This is a genomic window from Nocardia sp. NPDC051463, assembly GCF_040681975.1.
Taxonomy (GTDB): Bacteria; Actinomycetota; Actinomycetes; order Mycobacteriales; family Mycobacteriaceae; genus Nocardia.
The window spans coordinates 52,090-77,435 of record NZ_JBFBAB010000014.1; the positions used below are offsets into that span (position 1 = coordinate 52,090).

The 25,346-nt window shown below is 66.5% G+C and carries 25 protein-coding genes; 10 read left to right on the forward strand and 15 right to left on the reverse strand.

What is annotated here, in order from left to right:
• Positions 1-86 precede the first annotated feature (86 nt).
• The 3 genes from AB0M74_RS19510 to AB0M74_RS19520 form a co-directional block, all read right to left on the reverse strand.
• Positions 87-656: a hypothetical protein gene (locus tag AB0M74_RS19510; protein ID WP_366527664.1), complete on the reverse strand. Its 570-nt coding sequence runs from the start codon at positions 654-656 to the stop codon at positions 87-89.
• Between the two features lie 407 nt (positions 657-1,063).
• Positions 1,064-1,576, reverse strand: a complete 513-nt coding sequence (locus tag AB0M74_RS19515; RefSeq protein ID WP_366527665.1) for a type VII secretion system-associated protein — start codon at positions 1,574-1,576, stop codon at positions 1,064-1,066.
• A gap of 272 nt (positions 1,577-1,848) precedes the next feature.
• Complete coding sequence (locus tag AB0M74_RS19520; protein WP_366527666.1) at positions 1,849-2,526, reverse strand: TetR family transcriptional regulator; 678 nt, start codon at positions 2,524-2,526, stop codon at positions 1,849-1,851.
• A 58-nt stretch (positions 2,527-2,584) separates the two neighbouring features.
• Between AB0M74_RS19520 and zapE the strand changes: the two genes are divergently transcribed.
• The gene (gene zapE / locus AB0M74_RS19525; protein WP_366527667.1) at positions 2,585-3,595 is read left to right on the forward strand and encodes a cell division protein ZapE; all 1,011 of its coding nucleotides are present in this window, start codon (positions 2,585-2,587) and stop codon (positions 3,593-3,595) included.
• Between the two features lie 137 nt (positions 3,596-3,732).
• On the opposite strand, the gene AB0M74_RS19530 is transcribed toward zapE, so the two are convergent.
• A complete protein-coding gene (locus AB0M74_RS19530) occupies positions 3,733-4,179 on the reverse strand; it encodes an NUDIX domain-containing protein (RefSeq protein WP_366527668.1) in 447 nt (148 codons plus the stop codon).
• A gap of 37 nt (positions 4,180-4,216) precedes the next feature.
• On the opposite strand from AB0M74_RS19530, the gene AB0M74_RS19535 reads away from it, so the two are divergent.
• Positions 4,217-4,429, forward strand: a complete 213-nt coding sequence (locus tag AB0M74_RS19535; RefSeq protein WP_366527669.1) for a hypothetical protein — start codon at positions 4,217-4,219, stop codon at positions 4,427-4,429.
• Entirely contained in the window at positions 4,426-4,863 is a 438-nt protein-coding gene (locus tag AB0M74_RS19540; RefSeq protein WP_366527670.1) for a PIN domain-containing protein, read from the forward strand. Before AB0M74_RS19535 ends, AB0M74_RS19540 begins: the two co-directional genes overlap by 4 nt.
• A 95-nt stretch (positions 4,864-4,958) precedes the next feature.
• Here the strand turns inward: AB0M74_RS19540 and AB0M74_RS19545 are convergent, their stop codons facing one another.
• From AB0M74_RS19545 to AB0M74_RS19570, 6 genes are all read right to left on the reverse strand, one after another.
• Complete coding sequence (locus AB0M74_RS19545; protein ID WP_366527671.1) at positions 4,959-6,137, reverse strand: lipid-transfer protein; 1,179 nt, start codon at positions 6,135-6,137, stop codon at positions 4,959-4,961.
• Positions 6,130-6,531: a MaoC family dehydratase gene (locus AB0M74_RS19550; protein ID WP_366527672.1), complete on the reverse strand. Its 402-nt coding sequence runs from the start codon at positions 6,529-6,531 to the stop codon at positions 6,130-6,132. The genes AB0M74_RS19545 and AB0M74_RS19550 overlap by 8 nt, the downstream gene beginning before the upstream one ends.
• Positions 6,528-7,454 (reverse strand): bifunctional MaoC family dehydratase N-terminal/OB-fold nucleic acid binding domain-containing protein, encoded by a 927-nt coding sequence (locus tag AB0M74_RS19555; protein WP_366527761.1) that lies wholly within the window; start codon positions 7,452-7,454, stop codon positions 6,528-6,530. The genes AB0M74_RS19550 and AB0M74_RS19555 overlap by 4 nt, the downstream gene beginning before the upstream one ends.
• 34 nt (positions 7,455-7,488) lie before the next feature.
• Positions 7,489-8,649, reverse strand: a complete 1,161-nt coding sequence (locus AB0M74_RS19560) for an acyl-CoA dehydrogenase family protein (protein WP_366527673.1) — start codon at positions 8,647-8,649, stop codon at positions 7,489-7,491.
• Positions 8,634-9,698 carry an acyl-CoA dehydrogenase family protein gene (locus AB0M74_RS19565; RefSeq protein WP_366527674.1) on the reverse strand — a complete coding sequence of 355 codons (1,065 nt, stop codon included), beginning with the start codon at positions 9,696-9,698 and terminating at the stop codon, positions 8,634-8,636. The genes AB0M74_RS19560 and AB0M74_RS19565 overlap by 16 nt, the downstream gene beginning before the upstream one ends.
• A gap of 78 nt (positions 9,699-9,776) precedes the next feature.
• On the reverse strand, positions 9,777-12,005 hold the full coding sequence (locus tag AB0M74_RS19570) for an acyl-CoA dehydrogenase (RefSeq protein ID WP_366527675.1): 2,229 nt from the start codon (positions 12,003-12,005) through the stop codon (positions 9,777-9,779).
• Positions 12,006-12,167: 162 nt separating this feature from the next.
• Here AB0M74_RS19570 and kstR point away from each other — a divergent pair, with 162 nt between their 5' ends.
• The 7 genes from kstR (at position 12,168) to AB0M74_RS19605 (ending at position 21,340) form a co-directional block, all read left to right on the forward strand.
• Positions 12,168-12,896, forward strand: coding sequence for a cholesterol catabolism transcriptional regulator KstR (gene kstR / locus AB0M74_RS19575; protein WP_366527676.1), 729 nt, complete (start codon positions 12,168-12,170; stop codon positions 12,894-12,896).
• Between the two features lie 282 nt (positions 12,897-13,178).
• The gene (otsB, locus tag AB0M74_RS19580; RefSeq protein WP_366527677.1) at positions 13,179-15,749 is read left to right on the forward strand and encodes a trehalose-phosphatase; all 2,571 of its coding nucleotides are present in this window, start codon (positions 13,179-13,181) and stop codon (positions 15,747-15,749) included.
• A 245-nt stretch (positions 15,750-15,994) separates the two neighbouring features.
• Complete coding sequence (locus AB0M74_RS19585; RefSeq protein WP_366527762.1) at positions 15,995-16,858, forward strand: zinc ABC transporter substrate-binding protein; 864 nt, start codon at positions 15,995-15,997, stop codon at positions 16,856-16,858.
• A 180-nt stretch (positions 16,859-17,038) separates the two neighbouring features.
• Positions 17,039-17,926, forward strand: a complete 888-nt coding sequence (locus tag AB0M74_RS19590) for an ATP-binding cassette domain-containing protein (protein WP_366527763.1) — start codon at positions 17,039-17,041, stop codon at positions 17,924-17,926.
• Positions 17,923-18,792 carry a metal ABC transporter permease gene (locus tag AB0M74_RS19595; protein WP_366527678.1) on the forward strand — a complete coding sequence of 290 codons (870 nt, stop codon included), beginning with the start codon at positions 17,923-17,925 and terminating at the stop codon, positions 18,790-18,792. The genes AB0M74_RS19590 and AB0M74_RS19595 overlap by 4 nt, the downstream gene beginning before the upstream one ends.
• Before the next feature lie 421 nt (positions 18,793-19,213).
• A complete protein-coding gene (locus AB0M74_RS19600; protein WP_366527679.1) occupies positions 19,214-20,389 on the forward strand; it encodes an acyl-CoA dehydrogenase family protein in 1,176 nt (391 codons plus the stop codon).
• Between the two features lie 141 nt (positions 20,390-20,530).
• Positions 20,531-21,340, forward strand: a complete 810-nt coding sequence (locus AB0M74_RS19605; protein ID WP_366527680.1) for an enoyl-CoA hydratase-related protein — start codon at positions 20,531-20,533, stop codon at positions 21,338-21,340.
• Between the two features lie 3 nt (positions 21,341-21,343).
• Here the strand turns inward: AB0M74_RS19605 and AB0M74_RS19610 are convergent, their stop codons facing one another.
• The 5 genes from AB0M74_RS19610 to ispD all read right to left on the reverse strand — a co-directional run bounded on the left by AB0M74_RS19610 (position 21,344) and on the right by ispD (position 25,344).
• On the reverse strand, positions 21,344-21,622 hold the full coding sequence (locus AB0M74_RS19610) for a DUF4190 domain-containing protein (RefSeq protein WP_366527681.1): 279 nt from the start codon (positions 21,620-21,622) through the stop codon (positions 21,344-21,346).
• Between the two features lie 79 nt (positions 21,623-21,701).
• Complete coding sequence (gene rlmB / locus AB0M74_RS19615) at positions 21,702-22,682, reverse strand: 23S rRNA (guanosine(2251)-2'-O)-methyltransferase RlmB (RefSeq protein ID WP_366527682.1); 981 nt, start codon at positions 22,680-22,682, stop codon at positions 21,702-21,704.
• A complete protein-coding gene (gene cysS / locus AB0M74_RS19620; RefSeq protein WP_366527683.1) occupies positions 22,682-24,109 on the reverse strand; it encodes a cysteine--tRNA ligase in 1,428 nt (475 codons plus the stop codon). The genes rlmB and cysS overlap by 1 nt, the downstream gene beginning before the upstream one ends.
• A 66-nt stretch (positions 24,110-24,175) precedes the next feature.
• Complete coding sequence (ispF, locus tag AB0M74_RS19625; RefSeq protein ID WP_366527764.1) at positions 24,176-24,643, reverse strand: 2-C-methyl-D-erythritol 2,4-cyclodiphosphate synthase; 468 nt, start codon at positions 24,641-24,643, stop codon at positions 24,176-24,178.
• Between the two features lie 2 nt (positions 24,644-24,645).
• Positions 24,646-25,344, reverse strand: a complete 699-nt coding sequence (gene ispD / locus AB0M74_RS19630; RefSeq protein ID WP_366527684.1) for a 2-C-methyl-D-erythritol 4-phosphate cytidylyltransferase — start codon at positions 25,342-25,344, stop codon at positions 24,646-24,648.
• Positions 25,345-25,346: the final 2 nt, after the last annotated feature.

Sequence of the window (25,346 nt, forward strand, 5' to 3'; positions counted from 1 at the left end):
TGTTCGGACCCGTCACAAAGCCCGCGACCGAATCTTGTGACTGCTGCCTGGTTGTTGCCGGATCATGCGGCGATCAGTGGCGCGCGTCAACCGTCAGCGGGGGCTGCTCTGCCCCGCGGGGCTCTGTACACCGCCCAATGGTCTTCGGCGCGACCGGGCGCGGCCTCGACACTGAGACCACGGAAAACAGGCTCGTTGTTGTGGAGGGAATAGATGACAACCGGGGCCTTGGCGGCATACACGTCGGTGCCGAAATTTGCCTCATGCAGCGCGCGAGCCGAGGCCTCGGCGGCGGGGCCTGTGCCCGGGCTGCACGATAGCTGTATCAGCAGGCTGTTCGGATGATTGTGGTAGGCCTCCAGCAAGTGGGGATTCCCGGCCAGGATGCGGCCGAAGTTTCCGCCGTCGACATCCACTTCCGGCAGCGCACCCTTGTGCTCGACGCTGATGATGTACACGTCGGAGACAGCGTGAGCGTCGGAGAACAGCAGGGCCTCGGTCTTCGCGTTCCTGGCCCAAAGGGCCGGCATCGACGGCCCCCGACCGAATACTTGCTTCCATTTGGCCACCGCGGTGTCGGTAGGTGAGGTGACGCCGTAGCGCTGGTGCACTCTGTCGAAGCCTGCGCGACTCCATTTCGGAGGCGTGTGGCGCATGCCGACCCCTGACGGAAACGTCGCACCGACGGTTCCCCCATCCGGGTCGAGAACCGGAAAACTGTGGATCGTGTCATTGGTGAAGACGAGCCGCTGGCGACCGATCGAGCCTAGGTACAGCGGAGTGTCCGGATCGCGCTCGAGAACAGCTAACAGTCGTCGGGCTGCTTCCCTATCGCCACTGGGCAACTTCGCGCTCACCCCATGCAGGTCCGCGACGATGCCGCTGTAATTATGTTCTATCGCTCTGCTTCCTTGACTGAGCGCATGGGCCAGGCGATCGGCAGCAGCGGACCACTGGGGGAGAAAGACATTGACGATGGCAGCACGCTAATTGCGGGTGCGGCGAGGTCTCGGCCGAGATCTGCCCACGTGTGGAAGGCCGATCACGGGATCCTACTGTCGGGTCATCCGCGCGCCAGCGCCTCGGTGCAGAGCCGGAACGCCGCCGCTCCACCGGGGTTGAGCATGATGTCAGCACCCGCCGGGCAGATCTCTGGCAGCATGCCGCCAGGTATCGGATTCCACCGCTCGACATCGATGCCGCTCTTGTGTATCGCGGCGGTAGCGACAACAACGCAGGCCACACCATCGGGAGCGAACCCGAGCAGGGGTTGATCATGTTCGTCGCAGCCGACCTCGACCATCGACTTTCGGAGGACGGGAACGACTTCGTCACCGACATCGGCGCCATCAGCGATCTTTCGCAGCACGGCATCCAGGGGATCGGACGGCGAATCGTCGGCGGGCACGTACTCGGGATTCGGCTGGAACAGTCCGGCAACGTCCTCGTCGAGCATCCACGCACCCACAACCATGGATGGTGGCGGCACTTTCTCGGAGTCTGTCGGCTGCCAGCGCGGATCGACAAGTGCAACCCACTTCTCATCCTGACCGGCAGCTGGTCCCGCCTCGTCCATTGCTCCTCCTGACACCATGCCACCTGTCGACAACAACCATCATGATGGTTCCCTACCGATGGCAAGCACGAGCGTTCAGTGATGTGGGCGCATGGTCGGCCGAAATCGGCTGGGTAGTAGGCCGGTCACAGTGCACCTCCGGCAGCGCCCATCGAGCCTCCGCCCGCCCTCAGCACGTGGCCGAGCGCCGTCGATAGCAACCTGCGGCCGGCATCCGCTCGACGGTAGGCGCAACAGCTCAGCGACGGTGTCGGAGCCGCCTCGACTGCGGACTAGCTCGCCGGCAGTCGATTGCCGATCAGGTAGGGCAACAGCAGTGCGGTGAGCTGGTCGATGCTCTCCGGGGTCCCCGGCGGCAGCTGGGTACGGGCGCCTGCGAAGCGATCGAACACCGCGCCCTCGATAACGGCGATGAAATCTGCGGCCGCGGTCTCAGGATCCGGGACATCCTTGGCGCGGAATAGGTTTCGCGCGTGCTCGACGGAGAACAGACTGTGCGCCAGCCGGGGGTGGAGTTCCGCATCGGACAGGAGGTCGATGAGCAATGCGTGCCGGACGATCAGGTGATTACGACGCTCTACCAGCAGCCGGTCGAGCCAGGTCGCGATGGCGCGCGCAATATCGGGTGGATCGATCGGCGCTACCTCCCGTGCTGCGGACCGCTGATCATCGAGCTGCGGGGTGAAGGACTGCGCGCCGGGAGGCGGTGCACCGGCGGGCTGTACGTCGTCGAAGCGGGCGGCGTGGAAGTCCGTGCGCGAGCGGCTCATGATGCGGTCCGCGATCGCTTCGATGAGGGTGCGTTTGGTGCGGAAGTAGTAGGACGCCGAGCCTGCGGGCAGGTCGAGCGCCGCGTCCAGGGCGCGGTGGGTGAGCGCCCGGATGCCGCGCGTGGCGATCAGATCGATGGCGGCGTCGACAATCAGCGTGCGACGGTCGTTTGTGGGCATCGTCACCTTCCTGGCGAATACATCTCCTGATCCTCTACAAATGTAGAGGATCAGGAGGATGGATATGGATACCGGTGTGATCGAATTGGATGCCGATCAGCTGCGGGCCGCCGCTGAGCTCGCCGAACTCCTCGACCGACGCGGACGCCCGGTCAAGCGCCACCACGGGATCTACCTGCATGGCAGGCCCGGTCGCGGCAAGACGATGCTCATGGACAGGTTCTTCGCGAGCATCACCTCGAATCGCAAGCGCCGCTTCCACTTCCACACCTTCTTCGCCCAATTGCACACGGCCCTCTCCGCATCCGGCTCCATCGATCGCGCCATCGATACCCTGCTCGACGACGCCGAACTGGTGTGCTTCGACGAATTCCACGTGCACGACATCGGTGACGCGATGCTGATCGCCCGCACCCTCGACGCGCTGTTCGCCCGCCGCATCGTGCTGGTGGTGACCTCGAACTACCCGCCGCAAGACTTACTGCCCAACCCCCTGTTCCACGACCGCTTCCTGCCGACCATCGCCCGTATCACCGCCAACCTGGACGTTCTCTCGGTAGACGGCCCACTCGACTACCGCACCCACGCCGCACACAGCGGCGCACCCACCGGTTTCCTCGCGGGCCGATACCAGCTCCACCCCACACCATCCGCGCGACCGCTGGAGCAGGCGGGTGGCGTCGAGGTGACGATCGGCGATCGGCATGTGCTCGCACGGGCCGTCGAGGGAGCAGCGATCGCCTTCGACTTTGCTGCCCTCTGCGGTACCGCGACGTCCTCCACGGACTACGTACAACTGGCCCAACGCTTTTCGGCCTGGACCCTCTGCGAGGTGCCGCGCCTGCGTGACGTGCCGACCGACTGGGCGATGCGCCTGGTGAACCTCGTCGACGTGCTCTACGACGCCGACCTCCCGCTCACCCTGTCGGCTCAGGTGCCGCTGGCGGACCTGGTCGCCGACGTCGATCTCCCCGATATCGCCCGGACCGCCAGCAGGCTCGGTGAGCTCACACACTCCAACCCCGCCCTGATCGGCTCGACGCACGACTCGGCCGCGGCTGTGGCATGACAGCACTGCTCAGCGCCAGGGAAGAATGCCCACACGCGGCTCACGCGGCTTGTCGTCGGGCAGGGCTGGTCGCGCCCCGTGCCGCGTGGCGAGTGTGGCCGGCGAAACGGATCGAGCACACCTGGCGGTCGCCGACATCAAGACCGGTGGTTCCAGCCGCGCTCGCTGTAGGTGCTGCCACTGGCAAACGCGCGAATGCCGGCGAGCGGATAACGGATGATCGCTTCCTCAGGTAGAGCAGCGAGTGGAAACCAGCGAAGCTCGTAGCACTTGTCCGGCTCCCGGTTGACCGGGTCTCCGGTCCAGCGCAGCGCCTCGAAGAAAAGCCCGAGCCGAGCTTCGCGACCGGAGCCGATCACATGGGCGACGTGAAAGAGACGAAGGTCCGCAGGGTCGATGACGATGCCGACCTCCTCGTGCGCCTCACGCGCCGCCGCGACGGCCGCGGACTCACCCGCTTCGAGCTTGCCGGCGGGCAGATGCCACAGGCCATCGAACTCGTCGTCGCTACGTCGCCTGCTGAGCAACAGCTCACCACCGCGGATGACCAGGACATGAACATCGACGAGGTGCCGGTCGGTCATCGAACTCCTCCCAGGACAGATCGGTATACTCTGCGGTATGACCGCCACAACCATCAAGGTACCGAAGGCAACCCGTGACAGGCTGCATCGGCTAGCGGCAGCCCACGGGTTGACGCTGGCACAGCAGATCGACAAGCTGATCGACGAAACTGCAGCGAGACCACGCCCGACAACCGGCGGGTACCGCAGCAGCGGACCACTCACCGCCGAGGAAATCGATACAGAGCTCGCCCGAGGTTTCGGCGAGTGACGGCGCTCATCGTCGACACCAGCGCAATCCTGGCTGCATTCGATGAGGCCTACCCTGAACAACCGGCCATCTCACGAATCCTCGGCCATGCTGAGGACATGCTCGTCGTCTCACCGTTCATCGTCGCCGAAGCTGATGACATGCTGTCATCCCGACTCGGAGCAGACGCGGCTAAAGCCTTCGGCCAGGATATCGTGACAGGCGCGTACGAACTGGCGGAGTGGGCTGCGGAAGACCACGCCGTAGCAGCGGCCATCACTCGCCGGTTCGATGGCCCACAGGAGTACATCGGGATCGCAGATGCATCCAATGTCGTCCTTGCCGACCGGTACCGCACGACTTCGATCGTCACTCTCGACCAGCGGCACTTCCGTCAACTCAAACCGCTATGGGGAGCAGACCATTTCACCCTGCTCCCCTACGACGCGGACTGAGGTGTCGCGCTTCAGTCACGCAGGTCGCCGCGCCTGAGCCGCTGATCTGGCACCTCGGGACAGCCTTGCGCGGCCGACCAACCCCCGGGATCAGGTCAATTCGCGCTGAGCACCAGACCCGAGGTAGGCACCCCTGTCCCCGCGGTGACCAGGATGTTCGCGACATTGTCGACCGGGTTGACCGACGTGCCACGAATTTGGCGGACCGCCTCGGCGATACCGTTCATGCCGTGAATGTAGGCCTCACCGAGTTGGCCGCCGTGCGTGTTCAGCGGAAGGCGGCCGCCCACTTCGATGGCTCCGTCGGCGATGAAGTCCCTGGCCTCGCCGCGACCGCAGAAACCGAGTTCCTCCAATTGCATGAGGACGAACGGGGTGAAGTGGTCGTAGAGGATGGCGGCTTGCATATCGTCGGGGCGTAACCCGCTCTGCGCCCAGAGCTGCGCACCGACAAGACCCATCTCCGGTAGACCTGTCATGGCGTCGCGGTAATAGCTGGTCATCACATACTGGTCAGCACCGGAACCCTGTGCGGCAGCAGCGATTACAGCCGGACGCTGCGGAAGATCGCGGGCGCGTTCGGCACTGGTGACAACGATCGCGACCCCGCCGTCGGACTCCTGACAGCAGTCGAGCAGATGCAGTGGTTCGGCGATCCAGCGCGAATTCTGGTGCTCTTCCAGCGTGATCGGTTTGCCATAGAAGAAAGCGTTCGGGTTCACCGCGGCATGCTTGCGGTCGGCGACGGCCACCCGCCCGAAATCCTCGCTCGTCGCTCCGTACACATGCATATAGCGGCGGGCGACCATGGCCACCTGGGCGGCCGGAGTGCCGAGCCCCTGCGGGTAGGACCAGCCCGCGTCGATACCCGATGAGGTCGGTGCGGTGGCCAGCGCCGTGGAGAACTGGCCGAAGCGCGACACCGAGCGCTCGTTGAACGCCCGATAGGCGACGACCACATCGGCGACTCCAGTGGCGACCGCCATCGCCGCCTGCTGGATGGTGGCGCAGGCCGCGCCACCGCCGTAACCGATGTGGCTGAAGAACTTCAACTGTGGAATCCCGACGGCACGCGCGACAGCGGCCTGGGTGTTGGTGTCCATGGTGAAGGTCGTCAGGCCGTCGACATCGGCGGGCGTGAGGCCCGCATCGGCGAGCGCCGCGGTGACCGCCTCGGCCGCCAGCCGCAGTTCGCTGCGCCCGGAGTCCTTGGAGAAGTCGGTGGCACCGATCCCGACGATGGCCGCGCGGCCCGAGATACCCTGCTCAGTCATTCGAACCCCGATAGGAGATAACGGCTTTCGCCGTAATGTGGTCGCCGAGGCTATCCTTGCCGACGATGTCGATGTGGACCTCGTCGCCTGCCACCTCGGTCACCGTGCCGGAAAGGGTCAGGGTGTCACCGGAATACAGCGGAACACCCAGCCGCAGCGCGATCGACTTCACGACAGCGCGCGGACCGGCCCAATCGGTGACGAAACGCTGCACCAGCCCGGTGTCGGTGAGGATATTGACGAAGATGTCCTTGGAACCACGGGCGATCGCCTTGTCCCTGTCGTGATGGACGTCCTGAAAATCTCTGGTGGCCAGGGCCGTGCTGACCACAAAGGTCGGGTCGGCCTCGATGACCAGCTCCGGCAGCACGGTGCCGACCTGCACGGCGGTCATGCGCACACCCGCCAGACCGGTAGCACGGCCTCGTCGTCGAGCTTGTCGAACTCGACCTCTACCGGCATTCCGATCTTCACTTCGGCGGGGTCGATGCCGCGTAGTTCACCGAGCATGCGCACGCCTTCCTCCAATTCGACGAGCGCCACGACGAACGGCAGCTGCCGACCGGGCACTTTCGGAGCGTGATGCACGACGTAGCTGAATACTTCGCCGCGTCCCGAGGCCACCACATAGTCGGTCTGCTCGGACTTGTCTTTCCAGATCGCCGGGATCGGCGGGTGCCGCAACGTGCCGTCGGGCAGCTGTTGGATGCGCAGCTCGCCTGCTTTGGTGCCTTCCCAGAAGAACTCGGTGTCCCAGGAGACCAGCGGCTTGACGCGAGCCCCCTCGGGTTCTTTCGGTGCGGCACCGGTGCCGGGCGCGAACTTCAACAGCCGGAAGAGCATCTCGGCGACGACCTCGTCGCCGACCTGCCAGCTGGTTCGGAAGGTGACGAACCAACCCTCCCCCAGCGCGGTCCGCTTGGGGCCGCGGATCTCGGCCAGCCTGCTCGTCACCGAAACCTGCTCACCGACAGTGAGATACCGGTGATAGGTCTGCTGACAGTCGGTGGCGACCACCGAGGTGTAGCCCGCACCATCGAGCAGCTCGCTGACCTCGGCCATCGGATCGTCGGCCGGGCGCGAACCATTGAGCCCGAACATCGTCCACACCTGGGCCATAGCGGGCGGTGCGACCGTGCCGGGGAAACCGGCGGCCCGTGCGGCTTCTTCGTCGACGTAGATGGGATTGGCATCCCCGAGCGCCTCGACCCAGTTGTTGATCATCGGCTGGTTCACCGGGTCACGCCCGGGGCGTGGCGCGCAGTCCCCGGCCGCGATGATGCGCTCGGCGGCGGCGGTAATCGCTTCCGGAGTCATAATTTCCGGCACACGCGGCTCCTTTGGTTGTTCACTATCGAGGTACTCGCGGCAACTGCAGCCCCGATGAGGCGACCAGTTCGCGCATCACCTCGTTGACGCCGCCGCCGAAGGTCACCACCAGGTTCTGTTTGGTTCTGCGGTCGAGCCAGGTCAGTAATTCGGCGGTGGCCGGATCGGCGGGATCGCCGTAGCGGCCGATGATTTCCTCGGCGAGCCTGCCCGCCTCTTGCAGCGCTTCGGTGGAGAACACCTTGGTCGCCGACGCATCGGCGATCACGGCGGCCTGGTCACCGTCGACAGTGGCCGCCACCTGCCAGTTCAGCAGCTCGTTCAGCCGGACCATGGCGTGGATACGGCCGAGCGAACGGCGCACATCGGCCTCGGCGAGCACACCACGCGGCTGCGCCCAGTCGCGCACCCTGTCGTAGAGCTGCTCGATCTTGCCCGACGGGCCGAGGCTCACCCGCTCGTGGTTGAGCTGGGTGGTGATCAGCCTCCACCCTTGGTTCTCCGCGCCGACCAACATGTTCGCCGGGACGTGGACGTTGTCGAAGTAGGTCGCGTTGGTGTGGTGGGCGCCGTCGCAGGTGATGATCGGGGTCCAGGAATAACCGGGGTCGGTGGTGTCGACGATCAGGATCGTGATGCCGCGATGCCGCGACTCGGCCGATCCGGTCCGACACGCCAGCCAGACGAAGTCGGCCTCGTGCGCACCGGTGGTGAAGATCTTCTGCCCGTTGACGATCCAGTCGCCGGCCTCGTCGCGCACGGCACTGGTCCGCAGCGAGGCCAGGTCGGTGCCCGCTTCGGGTTCGGAATAACCGATCGCGAAATGGATATCACCGGAGAGGATCCCGGGCAGGAACTTCGCCTTCTGCTCGTCGGTGCCGAATTGCTGCAGCGTCGGCCCGACGGTCAACAGCGTCACCAGCGGCAGTGGCACGTCCGCGCGGACGGCTTCATTGAAGAAGATCTGCTGCTCCATTGGACCGAAGCCCTGGCCGCCGTATTCCTTGGGCCAGCCGACACCGAGCCAGCCGTCGGCACCCATCCGGCGCACCACCGCGCGGTAGGCGTCGCCGTGCCGGTTGACCGCCATCTCAGCTTCCTCTTCAGCAGTCACGAGATCGGCGAAGTACGAACGCAATTCATCGCGCAGCTTGCGCTGCTCCGCGGTCAGGTCGATGAACATCTTGCCCCCAATCGATCGAGTCGGAAGGATTCGCCGCCGAGCCAGCGCGCGATGTCTTTGGCCTGCGAGTAGTAGCGGTGCATCGGGTGGGTGATGTCGACGCCGAGACCGCCGTGCAGGTGATGACACTTCTGCATGGCCGCGGGCAATTCCGACGCCACCGTGTAGGCCAGGACATCGAGATCGTCGTCGATCCGCTCCTGGTGTGCCTGGCCGGGATCGTCGTGCGCCAACGCCCAGTTCGCCGATACGGCCGCCGCGTGCAGGGTGCGCGAGACGACATACAGATCGGCGATCTGCTGGGCGACCGCCTGGAATTCGGCAAGCGGTCTGTTGAACTGTCTGCGCGTGCGGACATGTTCGGCGGTCAAGACGAGCGCGCCCTTCAGCAGCCCGTCCGCGACGGAGCCGATCGACGCGACCGCGAGCCGGTGCAGCTCCGCGATGCCGCCGGGCAGCAATCGCTCGGCCGGAATCTCGACATTGTCCAGACGCACACTGCACTCGGGAATGCCGCCGGACACCGGCGACGGTGTCAGCGTGATGCCCTCGGCATCCGATTCGACAAGCGCGATACCGGAATCAGTGGGAATCAGCAGCCAGCGCGCAAGGTCCGCGTAGGGCACCGCCACCTTGTGGCCGGTGATGCGGACCGAATCGCCTTCGGTGACCGCCGTGGTTTCCGGTTTGACGACAAACGGGTTGGCCGGCTCGCTCAACGCCGCAGTGAGTACGGCGCCCTTGGCCACTTCGGGGAACACCTGCTCGGCAACACTCTCGGGCAGCGCGCCCATCAGCGCGAGCAGCCCGAAACCGAGCGTCGACACGGCGGGCACCGCCACCGCGTCGGTGGCCAGCTCGGTGAGCAGCACCGCTACTTCCGGCAGGCCCATGCCATCACCACCGAAGCGCTCCGGCAAGGCGACCGACAGCAATCCGCTGTCTACGAGCTTCGGCCACAGCTCGATATCACGTGCCGGTTCATGCTCCAGCAAACTCACGACGACCTCGGCCACGGCGTCCTGGCCCTCGTCCCTGGTGAAGTCCACGCTTTTCTCCAGTTGAACTCTGTATCGCTCCGCGATTCGATGGGGGGTGGTGGTCGGGTGACGGGTGGGACTCGTCGACTAGCTGTCCGTGTCGCGGGGTAATCCGAGGATCCGCTCACCAGCCACGGTCAGCAAAATCTGCTCGGTACCCCCAGCGATCGACAAACAGCGTGTGAGCAGGAACTCTTTTGCCACTTCCGAGTCCTGCGCACCGATAGCACCTGCCGTCTCCACGGCGAATTCGGCGACCGCCTGGCGATGGCGAACACCGACGAGTTTGCGCACGCTGCTCTGTGCGCCGGGATCGCCACCCGCCAGCATCCGCACCGCGGCGCGCTGCTCGAGCAATAGGCCGGCGATCGCGTCGGCGACGAATCCGCCGAGTCGATCGTTCAGCAGCTCCGCCCCGGGTCCTGTCGCGGGCAGCTTGGCGATGAGCTCCTCGAGCACCGGCCCGATTCCGTTGCCGCCCATGGCGACCCGCTCGGTCGACAGGGTGGAACGGGCGATCTTCCAGCCGTTGTTCAGCGCGCCGACCAAGCCATCGTCGGGAACGAAGACATCGTCGAGGAATACCTCGCTGAAGCGCGCCTCACCGGTGATCTGCACGAGCGGGCGCACTTCCAGCCCCGCGCTGTGCATATCGACGACGAAGTAGCTGATGCCACGATGTTTGGGCAGTTCGGCATCGGTGCGCGCCAGGCAGATCGCCCAGTTCGCCGTGTCGCCCAACGATGTCCACACCTTCTGGCCGCGCAGCACCCAGCCGCCGTCGACCTTCTTGGCGGTGGTGCGCAGAGCGGCCAGATCCGAACCGGCTCCCGGTTCACTGAAGAGCTGACACCAAATGACCTCGCCGCGCAGTGTGGGCCACGCGAATCGTTCGATCTGCTCCGGAGTGCCGTGCTGCAGCAGGGTGGGCACCGCCCAGCCGCCGATCGCCAGGTCCGGCGATTCCAGCCCGGCGCGGCGCAGTTCCTCCGAAATCACCAGCCCCGTCATCGGATCCGCGCCACGGCCATAGGGCGCGGGCCAGTGCGGCATGACGAGACCGGCCTCGACCATGGCGTCGCGTCGCTGCTCTGCGGGCAGCGCGGCGATACGGGCCACCTCGGTGGCCAGTTCGTTCACGCCGCCGTCGCCGTCAGCGACACCGTCGGCGGTGTCCGATTTGCGGCGTTCCCGGCCCCCGTCGTGGTCACGCTCCGCTACCGCCTCCGGGCCCGTCGCTCGCGCCGCGGCGAAGACCCTGTCCGCGCCGGTGGCACGGCGGTGGCCCGCGCGGGTCAACTCGGTCACTCTGGCCCGCCAGCGGGCCGAACCACCGAGCAGTTGCCGCAGGGCGAGCGCGCGGCGCAGATAGAAGTGCGCGTCGTGCTCCCAGGTGAATCCGATGCCGCCGAGCACCTGGATGCAGTCCTTCGCGGTGTCGACCGCGGCATCGAGGGAAATCGTCGCGGCGATCGCGGCCGCGATCGGCAGCTCGGCCCCGCCCTCGTCCACCGCGGCGGCGGCGTCGGCGGCGACGGCACGGATCAGCTCGGCCCGGCACAGCATCCAGGCGCAAATATGTTTGACCGCTTGGAAAGACCCGATCCGACGCCCGAATTGCTCACGCACCTTGGCGTATTCGACCGCAGTCTCCAGACACCAGCCGGCCAGCCCGGCAAGCTCGGCGGCAACGAGCACCACCACGAGATCCTCGACCGGGTGGGGCGAATCGAACACGAGCTCGGCGGGCACCCGCACCTCGGCGCAGTGCACCTTGGCCAGCGGGGTGCTCGGATCCAACGGCGGCAGCGATTCGACCCGCAGACCGTCGGCATCCGCCGGAATCAGGCACCAGCGTTGCCCATTCGGCGTCTGCACCGGCAGCAGCACCGCGGTGTCAGGCGCCGCGCCGAGCACCGAATCCCAGACACCGGTGAGCAGCACCTCATCCGCCGCGGCCGGTACGCTCACCGCGGATTCGACAACGAAGTCGAGCGCGACACCGCACGGCAGATCCTCGTCGATAGCGCCCCCGGTGACCAGATTCGCCAATGCCGTTGCCAGCACCGGTCCACCCACCAGATCGTGCGCTGCTTGTTCGATGAGAACAGCGAGGTCGGCGACCGATCCGCCCGCGCCGCCCGCATCCTCGGCGACCGCGACCCGGAAAATCCCGAGGTCCGCGAGCGCGGGCCAGTACGCGTGCCAGAAGTTTGTGGCATCGTCGCGCATTGTTGCAATTGGATGCACCGATCCGGCCCATCCACGCATCGACTCCTGAACGGCTTTATGCTCGTCAGTGGTGGCGATGGTCACACTCCGTACCGCCTCTCCGGCGTGACTCCCACACCTAGAACATGTTCTAATATCCTAGCTGGGCGGAAGTCAAGAGACGACCTCGCCTTGCGGGTCGAAAGCGCACGCCAACGACCCAAAAGCAAGCCGATCACACGACGTTTCCGGAAAGGACTCTCATCAATGGCCAGTCCCTCCCGATCTCAGCCTGCCGATTCGAGCCCGACGGCGCGAGCGACGGCCACGGAGGCGGTAGCGGAGCGTGACCACGCAGGGGCCCGCGAACGCCGCCAATCGAATACGGCACCACCTACCACGACAGTCACCACGCTCAGTGAGGACGAGCTGAGTTCGGCCGCACAACGGGAACGTCGAAAGCGAATTCTGGACGCGACCCTGGCGCTGGCTTCCAAAGGCGGATACGACGCGGTGCAGATGCGCGCGGTGGCCGAACGCGCCGATGTCGCGGTCGGGACGCTGTATCGGTATTTCCCCTCCAAGGTGCATCTGCTCGTCTCGGCGCTGTCGCGGGAATTCGAGCAGATCGAAGGCAAACGCAAGCCACTGGCCGGACAGTCGCCGCGCGAACGCATGCATCTGCTGCTCACCCAGATCACCAGGATGATGCAGCGCGACCCGCTGCTCACCGAGGCCATGACCAGAGCCTTCATGTTCGCCGACGCGTCGGCGGCCGCCGAGGTCGACCGGGTCGGCAAGGTGATGGATCGGGTGTTCGCACGTGCCATGAACGACGGCGAGCCCAACGAACGCCAGCTGGCGATTGCGCGGGTCATCAGCGACGTGTGGCTGTCGAACCTGGTGGCCTGGCTTACCAGGCGCGCCTCGGCGACCGATGTCACCGAGCGCCTGGAATTGACGGTCGATCTCCTGTTGGGTGAAAACCGCAAGTAAAGCCGAGCCGGCACCCGGACGAGCGCGGATCCAGTTGACTCCAGGCAACTCCGCCGGACGGGCTCACCACCACCGGGAGCACCTACACACGGGTCGTCCGAAGTGAGCCGGCCCACGCTGGAAGTTGGGTAAGAGCACGCCAGCTGGGAGAATCCAGTAGATGGTCGACAAGCCAGGACGCAATCGTGCGCACGCACACCGGCGCGCGTATGTGCGGCAAATTAAACACAGTATTGTTCACCGCGCCCCTGAAAAAACTCCTCCGATCACTAGGTTGGATGCGTGAGCGCACAGGATCTGCCACTGGAACTTCGCCGTGCCTTGTCGACGGTCGCGCGCGTGCCACGGCTTTTGGTCGCATCGGACTACGACGGGACAATCGCGCCCATCGTGTCCGACCCGACGAAAGCTTTTCCCCACCGGGAATCGGTGAGCGCGCTGCGCGCGCTCGCCGGCCTCACCGGTACGACCGCTGCCGTTATTTCCGGCCGCGCGCTGCGGGATCTCGCCGCACTGTCTCGACTCCCCGTCGAGGTGCAACTCATCGGTAGCCACGGCTCGGAATTCGATGTCGGCTTCGTGCATGCCATCGACAACGACGCGAAGCAGCTGCTGCAAGAAGTGCAGACGTCTCTTTCCCAGATCGCCGCGGACAACCCCGGCGCCTCGGTGGAGATCAAGCCTGCCAGCGTCGCGTTGCATGTGCGCAATGCCAGCCCGGAAATCGGCCTCCGCGCGCTCAAACAGGTCAGGCAAGGGCCGGCCTGTTGGGTCGGCGTGCAGGTGACCGAGGGCAAGGAAGTCATCGAACTCGCGGTGATCCAGACCGACAAGGGTGTCGCGCTCGATACCGTCCGACACCAGGAGGGCGCGTCCGCCGCGGTGTTCTTCGGTGACGACGTCACCGACGAGAAGGCCTTCCGCATGCTCTCGGGCCCCGATGTCGGTATCAAGGTCGGCAAGGGCGAGAGTCTGGCCAAGTTCCGGGTCGACAACACCGAGTGCGTGTCGTGGGCGCTGGCCTTCCTGCTCGAAGAGCGGCGTACCTGGTTGGCGGGCGCGAGCGCGCCGCGCATCGAGCGCCTGACCATGCTGTCGAGTCCACGCTCGGTCGCGCTGCTGACGCCGGACGCGACGGTCACCTGGTTCTGCCATCCGGAACCGGATTCGGCGGCGGTGTTCGCGCACCTGCTCGGCGGACCCGAGGCCGGCCACTTCACCATCGCTCCGGAACGGCCGGGGCTGCCGCTCTCGCAGCGCTACATCGACGGCACCATGACCGTCGAAACCCGTTGGGCCAGTCTGCAAGTGGTCGACTACCTGCCGCACGACGTCGCGCCGACCAGGACCGACCTGACCAGGGTGATCACCGGTGACGCGAAGGCTGTCGTCACCTTCGCGCCGCGACCGGAATTCGGCCAGGTGCCGGTAACCATCGAATGCGAGCCGACCGGGCTGCGGGTGCTCGGCACCAACGATCCGATGGTGCTGCGCTCCCCCGGCGTGGAATGGCAGATCCTGACCGACGGCACGCACAGCTCGGCACGCGCCGTAGTCGATCCGTCCGACGGTCCGATCGTGCTGGAAATGCGCTGTGGTACGCAGGATCTCGCCCCTGCCATGAGCAGCGAGCCCGAACGGCGAAGGGACGCAGAGGGTTACTGGTCCCGGTGGGCGGCCAAGCTCGAATTGCCGCCGCTGAAGCCAGATCTGATGAAGCGCTCCGCTCTCACCCTGCGCGGGCTCGTGCACGCGCCATCGGGCTCCATCCTGGCTGCCGCGACCACCTCGTTGCCCGAAGACATCGGCGGCGTGCGCAACTGGGACTACCGCTACTGCTGGCTGCGGGATGCCTCGCTGACCGCCCAGGCGCTGGTGTCACTCGGCTCACTCACCGAGGCCGAGGAATTCCTCGGCTGGGTGCACCGGGTACTCGAGACCTTGCCCGGCCCGGAGCGCCTGCACCCGCTGTACACGTTGTACGGCGAGACCCTGCCGCCCGAGGCCTCGATCGATCAGCTCCCGGGTTATGCGGGATCACGACCGGTGCGCGTCGGCAACGCCGCGAATATGCAGGTGCAGCTGGACGTTTTCGGTCCGATCGTCGACCTCATCGCGTCGCTGGCCCATGGCCGCGAGCACCAGGGGGTCACCGATCCGGCACAGGTGCTGCCGGATGCCGACTGGGAGCTGGTGCACGCCATGGTCTCCGCGGTGCAGCGGCGCTGGCAAGAACCCGACCACGGCATCTGGGAGATCCGCGGCAACCCGCGCCACCACGTGTACTCCAAGGTGATGGGCTGGTTGACCATCGACAGGGCGATCACGTTGGCGCAGAAGTTCGATCGGCCGATCGATCCGGTCTGGGTCACGTTGCGCGACACCATCGCCGACGAGGTCAAGACCAAGGGCTGGAACGAAGAGGTCCAGTCCTACACCGCGGCCTACGACGGCACCGACCTGGACGCGGCCACCCTGCACATCGGTCTCAGCGGGCTCATCGATCCTTCCGATCCCCGGTTCGCGGCGACGGTCGTGGCCACCGAGGCCGAGCTGCGCAGCGGCTCGACGGTCTACCGGTACCACCACGACGACGGCCTGCCCGGCGGCGAGGGTGGCTTCCACCTGTGCGCGGCCTGGCTGGTCGAGGCGTATCTGCTGATCGGCAAGCGCTCGGACGCCGAGGCGTTGTTCGCCCAGCTGGTCGATGTCGCGGGCCCGACCGGCCTGCTCAGCGAGGAGTACGACCCGGTGGCCGAACGCTCGCTCGGCAACCACCCGCAGGCCTACAGCCATCTCGGCCTGCTGCGTTGCGCCCAGCTGCTCGGCAAGCCGGTCGAGGCGCTCGTCTAGCCCTTTCGACAACCACATGACCCCGGGCCCGCGAACGATCCCCGTTCGCGGGCTCGGCTCGTATTCGGGTGACGCAGGAAACACCGACTCGTGCTCAGCGGGGACTCTTGCTAAAGTAAAACGGTAACGATTTCCATTATGATCTAGAGCACTGCCGCCAGCGACTACTTGCGGGTCGGTCGGAACACAGCGCTGCGAGATCCAGAGCGCCGCCAGGAGTACCCCGCGTGAGATCCCGAATTGCCATGAAATTCGCAGGCATCAGCGTGGGAGTGGCCGCCGCACTCACCCTCACCGCGTGCGGTGCCTCGAAGGACTCCGATACACCGAACGTTGTCACATCGACGAATGTGTGGGGCGGCATAGCCGCGACCATCGCGGGGCCGGACGCCACCGTGACAGCCATCGTCAGCGATCCGTCGGCCGATCCGCACTCCCACGAGACCTCCGCTGTCGAGTCCGCCAGGATCAGCGATGCCGACCTGGTCGTCTACAACGGTGGCGGCTACGACGAGTTCATCGAGAAAGCCGTATCCGGCACGGACAAGCGCATCGTCGACGCCTTCGAATCCCGCACCGACAAGAGCGACGAGAACGAGCACGTCTTCTACGACCTGAGCACCGTCGGTACGGTCGCCGACCGGATCGCCACAGCACTCGGCGAGATCGACCCGGCACACGCGGCCGCATACACCGACCGCGCCGCGGCGTTCAAGAGCCGGCTGGGCGCGATCACCGCGATCGCCACCAAGATCGCCGCCGAGCACCCGAAAACGCCAGTGCTGCAATCCGAACCGCTCGCGCACTACCTGCTCGCCGCCGCGGGCACCGCGGATCTGACCCCGCACGATTTCCAGGAAGCGATCGAGCAGGAGACCGACCCCGCCCCCGCCGCTGTCGCCGCGACCCAGGATCTGCTGACCGGCAAGAAGGTCCGCGCCTTGGTCTACAACGTGCAGACCCAGGACAAGATCACCAAGAATCTGCGCTCGTTGGCGGAGTCGGCGAACCTGCCGGTCGTCGAAGTAACCGAAACCCTGCCCGAGGGCTTGGATTACATTCAGTGGCAGACCAATAACGCCCAGGCTCTCGCCGCGGCGTTGCGATGACATCGCCGGAGGCCGAGCCGATTCGGCCGGCGACCGTGCCGATGTCGGCGAGAACCGCGCTGCCGCGGCCGGTGGCCGAGCCTGCGCTACCGGGGTCGAGCCCGATGCAGGCGGAGATGGGCCGAGATGAGTGAGAGAACTGCGCTGACCGAACATATCGAACGGCAGGTGCCATCGCGGATGAGCAGCGATGCGGTGGCTGTCCATCTCGACGCCGCGCGGATGTCGTTCGGCGACCGCACGCTCTGGCAGGGACTGGATCTCGACGTTCGACAAGGCGAATTCGTCGCGGTGCTCGGGCCGAACGGATCCGGCAAGACCTCGCTGCTGAAGGTGCTGCTCGGACAGCTCGCCCTCAGCTCGGGAACCGCCGAAATCGCAGGCGCGCCCGCCCGCGCGGGCAATCCCGACATCGGCTATGTGCCACAACAGAAGACCATCGACGCAGGCGTGCAGCTTCGCGGCGTCGACCTGGTCGGACTCGGCGTCGACGGACACCGATGGGGACTGGGGTTGCGCGGGCGCGCGGAACGCAAGCGCAAGGTCGCGGACGCCATCGCCGACGTCGGCGCCGAGAAATTCGCCTACGCGCCACTGGAATCCATGTCCGGCGGCGAACAGCAGCGGCTGCGGGTCGCACAGGCACTGGTCGGCGATCCCAAGGTACTGCTCTGTGACGAGCCGTTGCTCAGCCTGGACCTGGCCAACCAGCGCCTGGTCTCCGAGCTGATCGACCGGCGTAGACGCACCCACGCCACCGCGGTGCTGTTCGTGACGCACGAGATCAATCCGATTCTGCCCCTGGTGGATCGGGTGCTGTACCTGGTGGACGGGAAGTTCCGGATCGGAACGCCGGACGAAGTGATGACTTCGGCGGTGCTGTCGGAGCTGTATCAGACCGAGGTCGATGTGCTGCGGGTACGCGGCAGGCTGGTCGTGGTCGGCACCGGAGACACGATGGACGCGCTCGGCGCGGCAGGGGCCCAGCATTGCCACGGCAGCGTGCCTGCTGAGACCGAAACGCGGCTTTCCACCACCGAGACCGAGTCGAGCGGGGTTCGTTCGTGATCGACAAACTCTCGGGTGTGGTGTCGAAGATGTTCGACTTCTCCACCACCGTCGACCTGCTGTCCTACTCCTTCGTCCAGCAGGCGGTACTGGCCGCCGCCCTGCTCGGACTGCTGGCAGGCGCCATCGGCCCGCTGATCATCAGCAGGCAGATGTCGTTCGCGGTGCACGGCACCAGCGAGCTGTCGCTGACCGGTGCGGCCGCCGCCCTACTTGCCGGGATCGGGGTCGGCCTCGGCGCGATCGTCGGCTCTGTGGTGGCCGCGGTGCTGTTCGGTGTGCTCGGAACCAAAGCGCGGGAACGCGATTCGGTGATCGCGGTGGTGCTGTCGTTCGGGCTCGGGCTCTCGGTGCTGTTCCTCTGGCTCGGTCCCGAACGCGCCGGATCGAAGTTCTCGCTGCTGACCGGCCAGGTCGTCAGCGTCGGCTATAGCGGCCTCGCACTGCTGGCCACCTGCACGGTGCTGGTGCTCGCCGTGCTCGCCATGGTCTATCGGCCACTGCTGTTCGCCAGCTCCGATCCCGAGGTCGCACTGGCCCGCGGCGTACCGGTGCGGGCGCTGTCGGTGGTGTTCGCCGTCATGCTCGGCATCACCGCCGCGTTCGGCGTGCAGATCGTCGGGGCCCTGCTGGTGCTCGCGCTGCTGATCACCCCGGCAGCGGCGGCGGCCCAGCTGACCGCGAATCCGGTGCGTGCCACCGTGCTTGCCGTAGTGTTCGCCGAGATCGCCGCTGTCGGCGGCATTCTGCTGTCGCTCGCGCCCGGCGTTCCGGTGTCGACGTTCGTCACGACGATCTCGTTCCTGATCTACCTGATCTGCCGGGTGGTCGGGTCGCGCCGCCGCCGGGTCGCCCGGATCGCCTGAGCGCCTCACGTCACGTCGAACCGCTCGACCCCTCGAATACCAACCGGGAATTCGCCAAGCGCTACAACGCCGTCGACAAGCTGGTGACCTCCGACAACGCCACGCTGCTGCCGCTGTAGGGCTGTGGGCGGACAACCCTCGCATCGTCGGCCGGGCCCCGATCGGCCTTCGTCCTACGCGTCGAGCGACATTGATGTTGACGACGATGATCTCCGCATCGGAAATTCTCTGTGTTGTGCACGTCTTCGTGGCGTACATCGACCGGCGAAGCACCACCGGATTCTCGATACATCTGGTGAACTCGGCTGCCCACGAGTCGGCGCGATCGACAGCCCGGACAGCTGAGGGCGGGTGCCTTCAGTAGTGCTGCGGAGATTTCGTATGCTCGACGCACGCACCCCCGAACGAATGGTGACCAACGATGATCGACTTCACGATTCCCGCCGAACTCGCCGCCGAACGCGATCGGGTACGCCAGTTCGTTATCGACAAGATCGTTCCGTTCGAGCGTGACCCGCGGCTGACCTCGCACGGCCCGACCGATGAGCTCAGGCAGGAACTCGTCGAACTGGCCCGCGCCGAGAAGCTGCTGACCATCCAGGCCCCGGAGTCCCTCGGCGGTCGCGGGCTCACGCACATCGAGCAGGCCGTGATCTACGAGGCGGCGGGCTGGTCCACCCTCGGCCCGGTCGCCATGAACTGTGCCGCGCCCGACGAGGGCAATATGTTCCTGCTTTCCAAGATCGCCAACCCCGAACAGGTCGAACGCCACCTCGCCCCCGCGGTCGCCGGCCACCAGCGCACCGTCTTCGCGATGACCGAACCGGACGGCGCGGGCTCGGACCCGGGCCAGCTGGCCACCACCGCGACCTTCGACGGCGAGAACTTCACCATCAACGGCCGCAAGTGGCTGATCACCGGCGCCGACGGCGCGAAGACCTGGATCATCATGGCCAAGGTCGCACCGAACCCGCACGTGCCGGAAGGCCCGACGCTGTTCCTGACCGACGGCGACCAACCCGGCATCGTCATCGAACGCACCATGAACACGATGGACCGCAACTACGTCGGTGGCCACGGCGTCGTCCGCTTCGACAACCTCACCCTGCCCACATCGGCACTGCTCGGCGAGACCGGCCAGGCGCTGCGCTACGCCCAGCTGCGGCTGGCCCCCGCCCGGCTCACCCACTGCATGCGCTGGCTCGGCGCGGCCGAGCGGGCACAGAGCATCGCAGTCGATTACGCCAAGACCCGCACCGCATTCGGCAAGCCGATCGGCGACCACGAAGGCGTGTCGTTCATGTTGGCGGACAACGAGATCGCACTGCACCAGTGCCGCCTGACCATCTGGCACGCCTGCTGGCTGATGGACCAGGGCGAGAAGGCGCGACACGAAAGCTCTATCGCCAAAGCCTTCGTCTCCGAAGAACTGTTCAAGGTCGCCGACCGATGCGTGCAGGTGCTCGGCGGCATCGGCATCAGCGACGAGACCGTGGTCGAAATGATCTTCCGCGACATGCGCGCGTTCCGCCTCTACGACGGCCCCACCGAGGTCCACAAGTACGCCATCGGCCGCAAAGTCTTGCGCAGTAACTGAGCCGTGCACCAGGCGAAATCACGAGCGTCACGCCTGACGGCCCACTGGGCACGATGACACCTTCCGAGCGAAGCGAGACCCAGCACTAGAGTTCGCAGCGCCGCAGGCGCTGCACATCAAACTCCACTACCATCCAGTGGCATGAGTCCGGAATTGCTCGTCGATGTCTCTGCGGGCATCGCCGTGCTCACGCTCAATCGTCCCGCTCAGCAGAACGCCGTCACGCCGGCGATGGCTGCCGAACTCAGTGCCGCGCTAGCACGCTGCGACGCCGAGGATGCGATACGCGCGGTCGTCGTGACCGGCACGCCGCCCGCGTTCTGCGCGGGCGCTGATCTTTCCAGCCGGGTGGGTGAGGTCAGCGCGACCATCGACCCGCCACCGTGGCGGGTGCGTAAACCGGTGATCGCCGCGGTGAACGGCCACGCGGTCGGTATCGGGCTCGCGCTGGCTCTACAGTGCGATCTGCGGTACATGGCGCGGGATGCGGTCTACGGGCTCAACCAGGTGCGCCGCGGCGTGCTCGCCGATGGCTACGCGCACTGGACGCTGCCGCGGCTGGTCGGTATGGCCAATGCCGCGGACATCATGCTGACCGGCCGGACCTTCGATGGCGACGAGGCCAAGGCGATGGGCCTCGCCAACGGCTGCCTGCCCGCGGGCGAGGTGGTGCCGACCGCGCTGGCGATCGCGCACGATATCGCGAACGGGTCGGCGCCGCTGCCGGTCGCGTTGTCCAAGCGACTGTTGTGGGAGGGGCTCGGAATGAGCCCGACCGTGGTCGGCAAACTCGAGGGCGACCTGAACGAGCGCGTCGCCAAGAGTATCGATGGCGGCGAGGCGATGGCGGCCTTCCGCGATCGCAGACAACCCCACTGGACCGGCAGCATCAGCGAGGAGTGGCCCGCGTGGGACCACACGGGCACATCCGAGCGCCCGAGCCTCGATTGATGTCTACGCGTTGCCGCCGATCATGATCATCAGGACGAGCACGGCCCAGCAGACCATCAGGATCGTGCCGATGATGCCCAGGACGTACCCGACCATCACCTGAACACGGCCGCCGAAGGCGCCGCCGGATTCCTCGATCTGGTCGAGGGCGCGTTTGCCGAGAGCCCAGGCCACCGGCCCGAGCAGACCACAGCAGATCAGACTGGCCGCGCCCAGGAACAACACAGCCGTCGCATTCGGATGTTCGACCGGCTGGCCGATGGGCTGGTTGGGTATCACCACCGTCCGAATTCTACGGGGCGAGAGCCACTTTGCCGCTCAATGGCGTGCCCGAGTTTGTCGGACTGTGTCGAGTCGTCGCTCAGGCGCGGCGCTGGCGGGCGATCTCGGAGAGCACCACACCCGCCGCGACCGAGGCGTTCAGCGATTCCACCGGGCCCGCCATCGGGATGCCGAGGATCGAGTCACAGGTCTCGCGGACCAGCCGCGACAAGCCCTTACCTTCCGAACCGACCACGATGACGGTCGGCTCGCGGCCGTCGAAGTTGTCGAGGGTGGTGTCGCCACCCGCGTCGAGGCCGACGATCTGGCAGCCCTGGGCGGCCCAATCCTTCAGTGTGCGAGTCAGGTTCGTGGCCCGGGCGACCGGGAGCCTGGCCGCGGCGCCCGCACTGGTGCGCCAGGCCACCGCCGAGACACTCGCACTGCGGCGCTGCGGGATCAGCACGCCCTGCCCGCCGAACGCCGCCACCGAGCGGATCACGGCGCCCAGGTTGCGCGGGTCGGAAATATTGTCCAGCGCCACCAGGAGGGCGGGCTCGGCCGATTCCCGTACCTTGGCGATCAGATCGTCCGGATGCGCATACCGGTACGGCGGCACCTGCAACCCGACGCCTTGATGCAAACCGTTGGCGCTCAGTCGATCCAGATCGGTGCGCGGTACCTCGAGGATGGAGATGCCCGCGTCGGCGGCGATCTTCACGCTCTCGGTCAGCCGCTCATCGTTCTCGGTGCCGACCGCGACGTACAACGCCGTCGCGGGCACACCGGCACGCAGGCATTCGACGACCGGATTACGGCCGAGCACCATCTCCGGCGCGTCGTCGCTCTTGCGTCCTGCCGCGCGACCTGCCGCACCGCGTGGACCCGGACGCCCCTTCGCCTCGGCCTTCGCCTTGGCGGCGGCCCGCTTGGCCGCGGGATGCTTGGTGCGCTCGACGGCGGGCGGCGTCGCACCGCGCCCCTCGAGGCCGCGGCGGCGTTGCCCACCAGAGCCGACGACCGCGCCTTTTTTGGTGCCGCCCTTACGAATTGCGCCTCGACGCTGTGAGTTGCCTGCCATCAGTTCGCCTTTCCACTCTGCACCGCGCCAGGCGATGATGTTGTAGCGGCCAGCGACCATTCCGGACCGTCAGGGGTGTCTGTCACTTCGATGCCCGCGGCATGCAACCGGTCGCGCGCGGCATCGGCGCTCGCCCAATCCTTGTCGGCGCGCGCCTGCTGGCGGCGCTCGAGCTCCGCACGCACCAGCACCTCGAGCGCATCGAGTGCTACCGAGTTGTCCTCGGGGGTGTACCAATGCGGATCGAGCGGATCGACGCCGAGGATGCCGAGCATGGCGCGCAGTTGGCCGGCCATATCCCGGGCGGTGTCGATCGAGCCGACCTCCAGCGCCTTGTTGCCCTCGTGGACCACCGAGTGGATCTCGGCCAGCGCCTTCGGTACGGCGAGGTCGTCATCAATGGCGGCGGCGAAGGCGTCGGTCCACTTCCCAACCGGGATGTCACCCGCCCGCTCCACGACCCGATGTATGAAGGCCTCGATGCGCTGATAGGACTGCGCGGCGTCGTGCAGCGCCTTGTCCGAGTACTCCAACATCGAGCGGTAGTGCGCGCTGCCGAGATAGAACCGAAGTTCTACGGCCCGAACCTGTTTGAGCACATTCGGCACGGAAAGCACATTGCCGAGCGACTTGGACATCTTCTCGCCGCCCATGGTCACCCAGCCGTTGTGCAGCCAGTAGCGCGCGAAGCCGTCACCGGCGGCCTTGGACTGGGCGATCTCGTTCTCGTGGTGCGGGAACACCAGATCCATACCGCCGCAATGGATATCGAACTCGGGGCCGAGATAGAACTCGGCCATCGCGGAGCATTCCAGGTGCCAGCCGGGGCGGCCGGGACCCCACGGCGACGGCCAAGACGGCTCGCCCGGCTTGGCGGCCTTCCACAAGGTGAAGTCGCGGGCGTCGCGCTTGCCGTGGCCCAGGCTCTCGCCTTGGTGCACATCGTCGATCCGGTGACCCGACAGCTTGCCGTAATCCGGATAGCTGAGCACGTCGAAGTAGACGTTGCCCTCCGAGGCGTAGGCGTGCCCGCGCTCGATCAGGCGCTGCATCAGATCGACCATCTGCGTGATGTGGCCGGTGGCCCGCGGCTCCGCCGACGGCGGCAGCACACCGAGCAGGCAGTACGCACGATCGAAGGCCCGCTCATAGGTCGAGGCCCATTCCCACCACGGCCGGTCGGCCTGGGCGGCTTTGGTCAGGATCTTGTCCTCGATGTCGGTGACATTCCGGATGAACCAGACGTCGTAGTCGTGTGCGAGCAGCCAGCGCCGCAGCACATCGAACGCGACTCCGCTGCGCACATGACCGATGTGCGGTTCACCCTGAACGGTGGCGCCACAGAGATACACCGAAGCACGGCCGGGGACCAAGGGCGCGAAATCGCGCACGGTCCGCGTGTCGGTGTCAAAGAGGCGCAGAGTCACGACCGTCGATACTAGCTGGTGTACCTGCGGGTTCACGGCCCGGCTCGGGGTGTGACCGGCCGGATGCTATACCCGCGTCTCCAGCAACGCGGTAGCCACTGCCGCGACACCCTCGCCGCGACCCGTGAGACCCAGTCCGTCCGTGGTTGTTCCGGAGACCGAGACCGGTGCGTCGAGCAGTTCGCCGAGCACCTGTTGCGCCTCGGCGCGGCGCGGACCGATCTTGGGTCGATTGCCGATGACCTGCACCGCCGCATTGACAATGCCGAAGCCCGCTTCGTCCAACAACCTGCGCACTTCCTCGAGCATCGCCGCGCCGGAAACGCCCTCCCACTCGGGCCTTCCGGTGCCGAACACCGCACCCACGTCGCCGAGTCCGGCCGCCGAGAGCAGCGCGTCACACAACGCGTGGGCCGCGACATCGCCGTCGGAGTGACCCGCGCAGCCGTCGTCGCCGTCGAAGAGCAATCCGGCCATCCAGCAGGGCCGGCCCGGCTCGACGGGGTGCACATCACTGCCGATGCCGACCCGCATGCTCACGAGGTCCTCGCGTCCATGCGGTCGAGCACCGCCTGCGCCAGCAGGAGATCGAGCGGAGTGGTGATCTTGAAAGCCAATGGGTCTCCGGGAATCGTGCGCACCTGGGTGCCGAGTAGCTCGACGAGCCCGGCGTCGTCGGTGGCCTGGACATCGGTCGCATAGGCAGCGCGCAACAGATCGGCAGCGAAGCCCTGCGGGGTCTGGATGGCGCGTAGGCCCGCTCGATCGGGCGTGCCTGTCACTGCGCCGTGCGAATCGACGGATTTGATGGTGTCGACAACCGGCAGCGCGGGGACCACCGCACGGTGGCCCGCGCGCAACTCGGTGGCGACCCGCACGATCAGCTCGGGCGGCGTCAGGGCTCGGGCGGCGTCGTGTACGAGGAAGTAGGAGGCGTCCGGCGCTGCGTCGATACCGGCGCGCACCGAGTCGGTGCGCTCGGCGCCGCCGACGACCACCTGCACCGAGTCCGTGGCAGGCAGTAGGGCGACGGCGCTCTCCACGAAATCGGCGGGGACCATGACCACGACTCGGTCGACCGCCCCGGAGGCGATCAGGCCGTCTACGGCCAGTCGGACCATAGGTGTGCCGCCGACTGCGACGAACGCTTTGGGCGTGTTTTCACCCAAACGAACGCCACGGCCGGCGGCAGGTACCAACGCAACGACGCAACCGCCGTTGTGTACAACATTCACGG

Excerpts from the sequence above, each read along its gene's own strand:
- AB0M74_RS19530 (WP_366527668.1), bottom strand. The coding sequence starts at position 4,179 with ATGACCGACCGGCACCTCGTCGATGTTCATGTCCTGGTCATCCGCGGT.
- AB0M74_RS19510 (WP_366527664.1), bottom strand. The coding sequence starts at position 656 with ATGCGCCACACGCCTCCGAAATGGAGTCGCGCAGGCTTCGACAGAGTG.
- zapE (WP_366527667.1), top strand. The coding sequence starts at position 2,585 with ATGGATATGGATACCGGTGTGATCGAATTGGATGCCGATCAGCTGCGG.
- AB0M74_RS19555 (WP_366527761.1), bottom strand. The coding sequence starts at position 7,454 with ATGACTCCGGAAGCGATTACCGCCGCCGCCGAGCGCATCATCGCGGCC.
- kstR (WP_366527676.1), top strand. The coding sequence starts at position 12,168 with ATGGCCAGTCCCTCCCGATCTCAGCCTGCCGATTCGAGCCCGACGGCG.
- AB0M74_RS19515 (WP_366527665.1), bottom strand. The coding sequence starts at position 1,576 with ATGGACGAGGCGGGACCAGCTGCCGGTCAGGATGAGAAGTGGGTTGCA.
- AB0M74_RS19545 (WP_366527671.1), bottom strand. The coding sequence starts at position 6,137 with ATGACTGAGCAGGGTATCTCGGGCCGCGCGGCCATCGTCGGGATCGGT.
- ispF (WP_366527764.1), bottom strand. The coding sequence starts at position 24,643 with ATGCGGGTCGGCATCGGCAGTGATGTGCACCCCGTCGAGCCGGGCCGG.
- AB0M74_RS19560 (WP_366527673.1), bottom strand. The coding sequence starts at position 8,649 with ATGTTCATCGACCTGACCGCGGAGCAGCGCAAGCTGCGCGATGAATTG.
- AB0M74_RS19605 (WP_366527680.1), top strand. The coding sequence starts at position 20,531 with ATGAGTCCGGAATTGCTCGTCGATGTCTCTGCGGGCATCGCCGTGCTC.
- AB0M74_RS19590 (WP_366527763.1), top strand. The coding sequence starts at position 17,039 with ATGAGCAGCGATGCGGTGGCTGTCCATCTCGACGCCGCGCGGATGTCG.
- rlmB (WP_366527682.1), bottom strand. The coding sequence starts at position 22,682 with ATGGCAGGCAACTCACAGCGTCGAGGCGCAATTCGTAAGGGCGGCACC.
- AB0M74_RS19550 (WP_366527672.1), bottom strand. The coding sequence starts at position 6,531 with ATGACCGCCGTGCAGGTCGGCACCGTGCTGCCGGAGCTGGTCATCGAG.
- AB0M74_RS19520 (WP_366527666.1), bottom strand. The coding sequence starts at position 2,526 with ATGCCCACAAACGACCGTCGCACGCTGATTGTCGACGCCGCCATCGAT.
- AB0M74_RS19600 (WP_366527679.1), top strand. The coding sequence starts at position 19,214 with ATGATCGACTTCACGATTCCCGCCGAACTCGCCGCCGAACGCGATCGG.
- AB0M74_RS19535 (WP_366527669.1), top strand. The coding sequence starts at position 4,217 with ATGACCGCCACAACCATCAAGGTACCGAAGGCAACCCGTGACAGGCTG.
- AB0M74_RS19585 (WP_366527762.1), top strand. The coding sequence starts at position 15,995 with ATGAAATTCGCAGGCATCAGCGTGGGAGTGGCCGCCGCACTCACCCTC.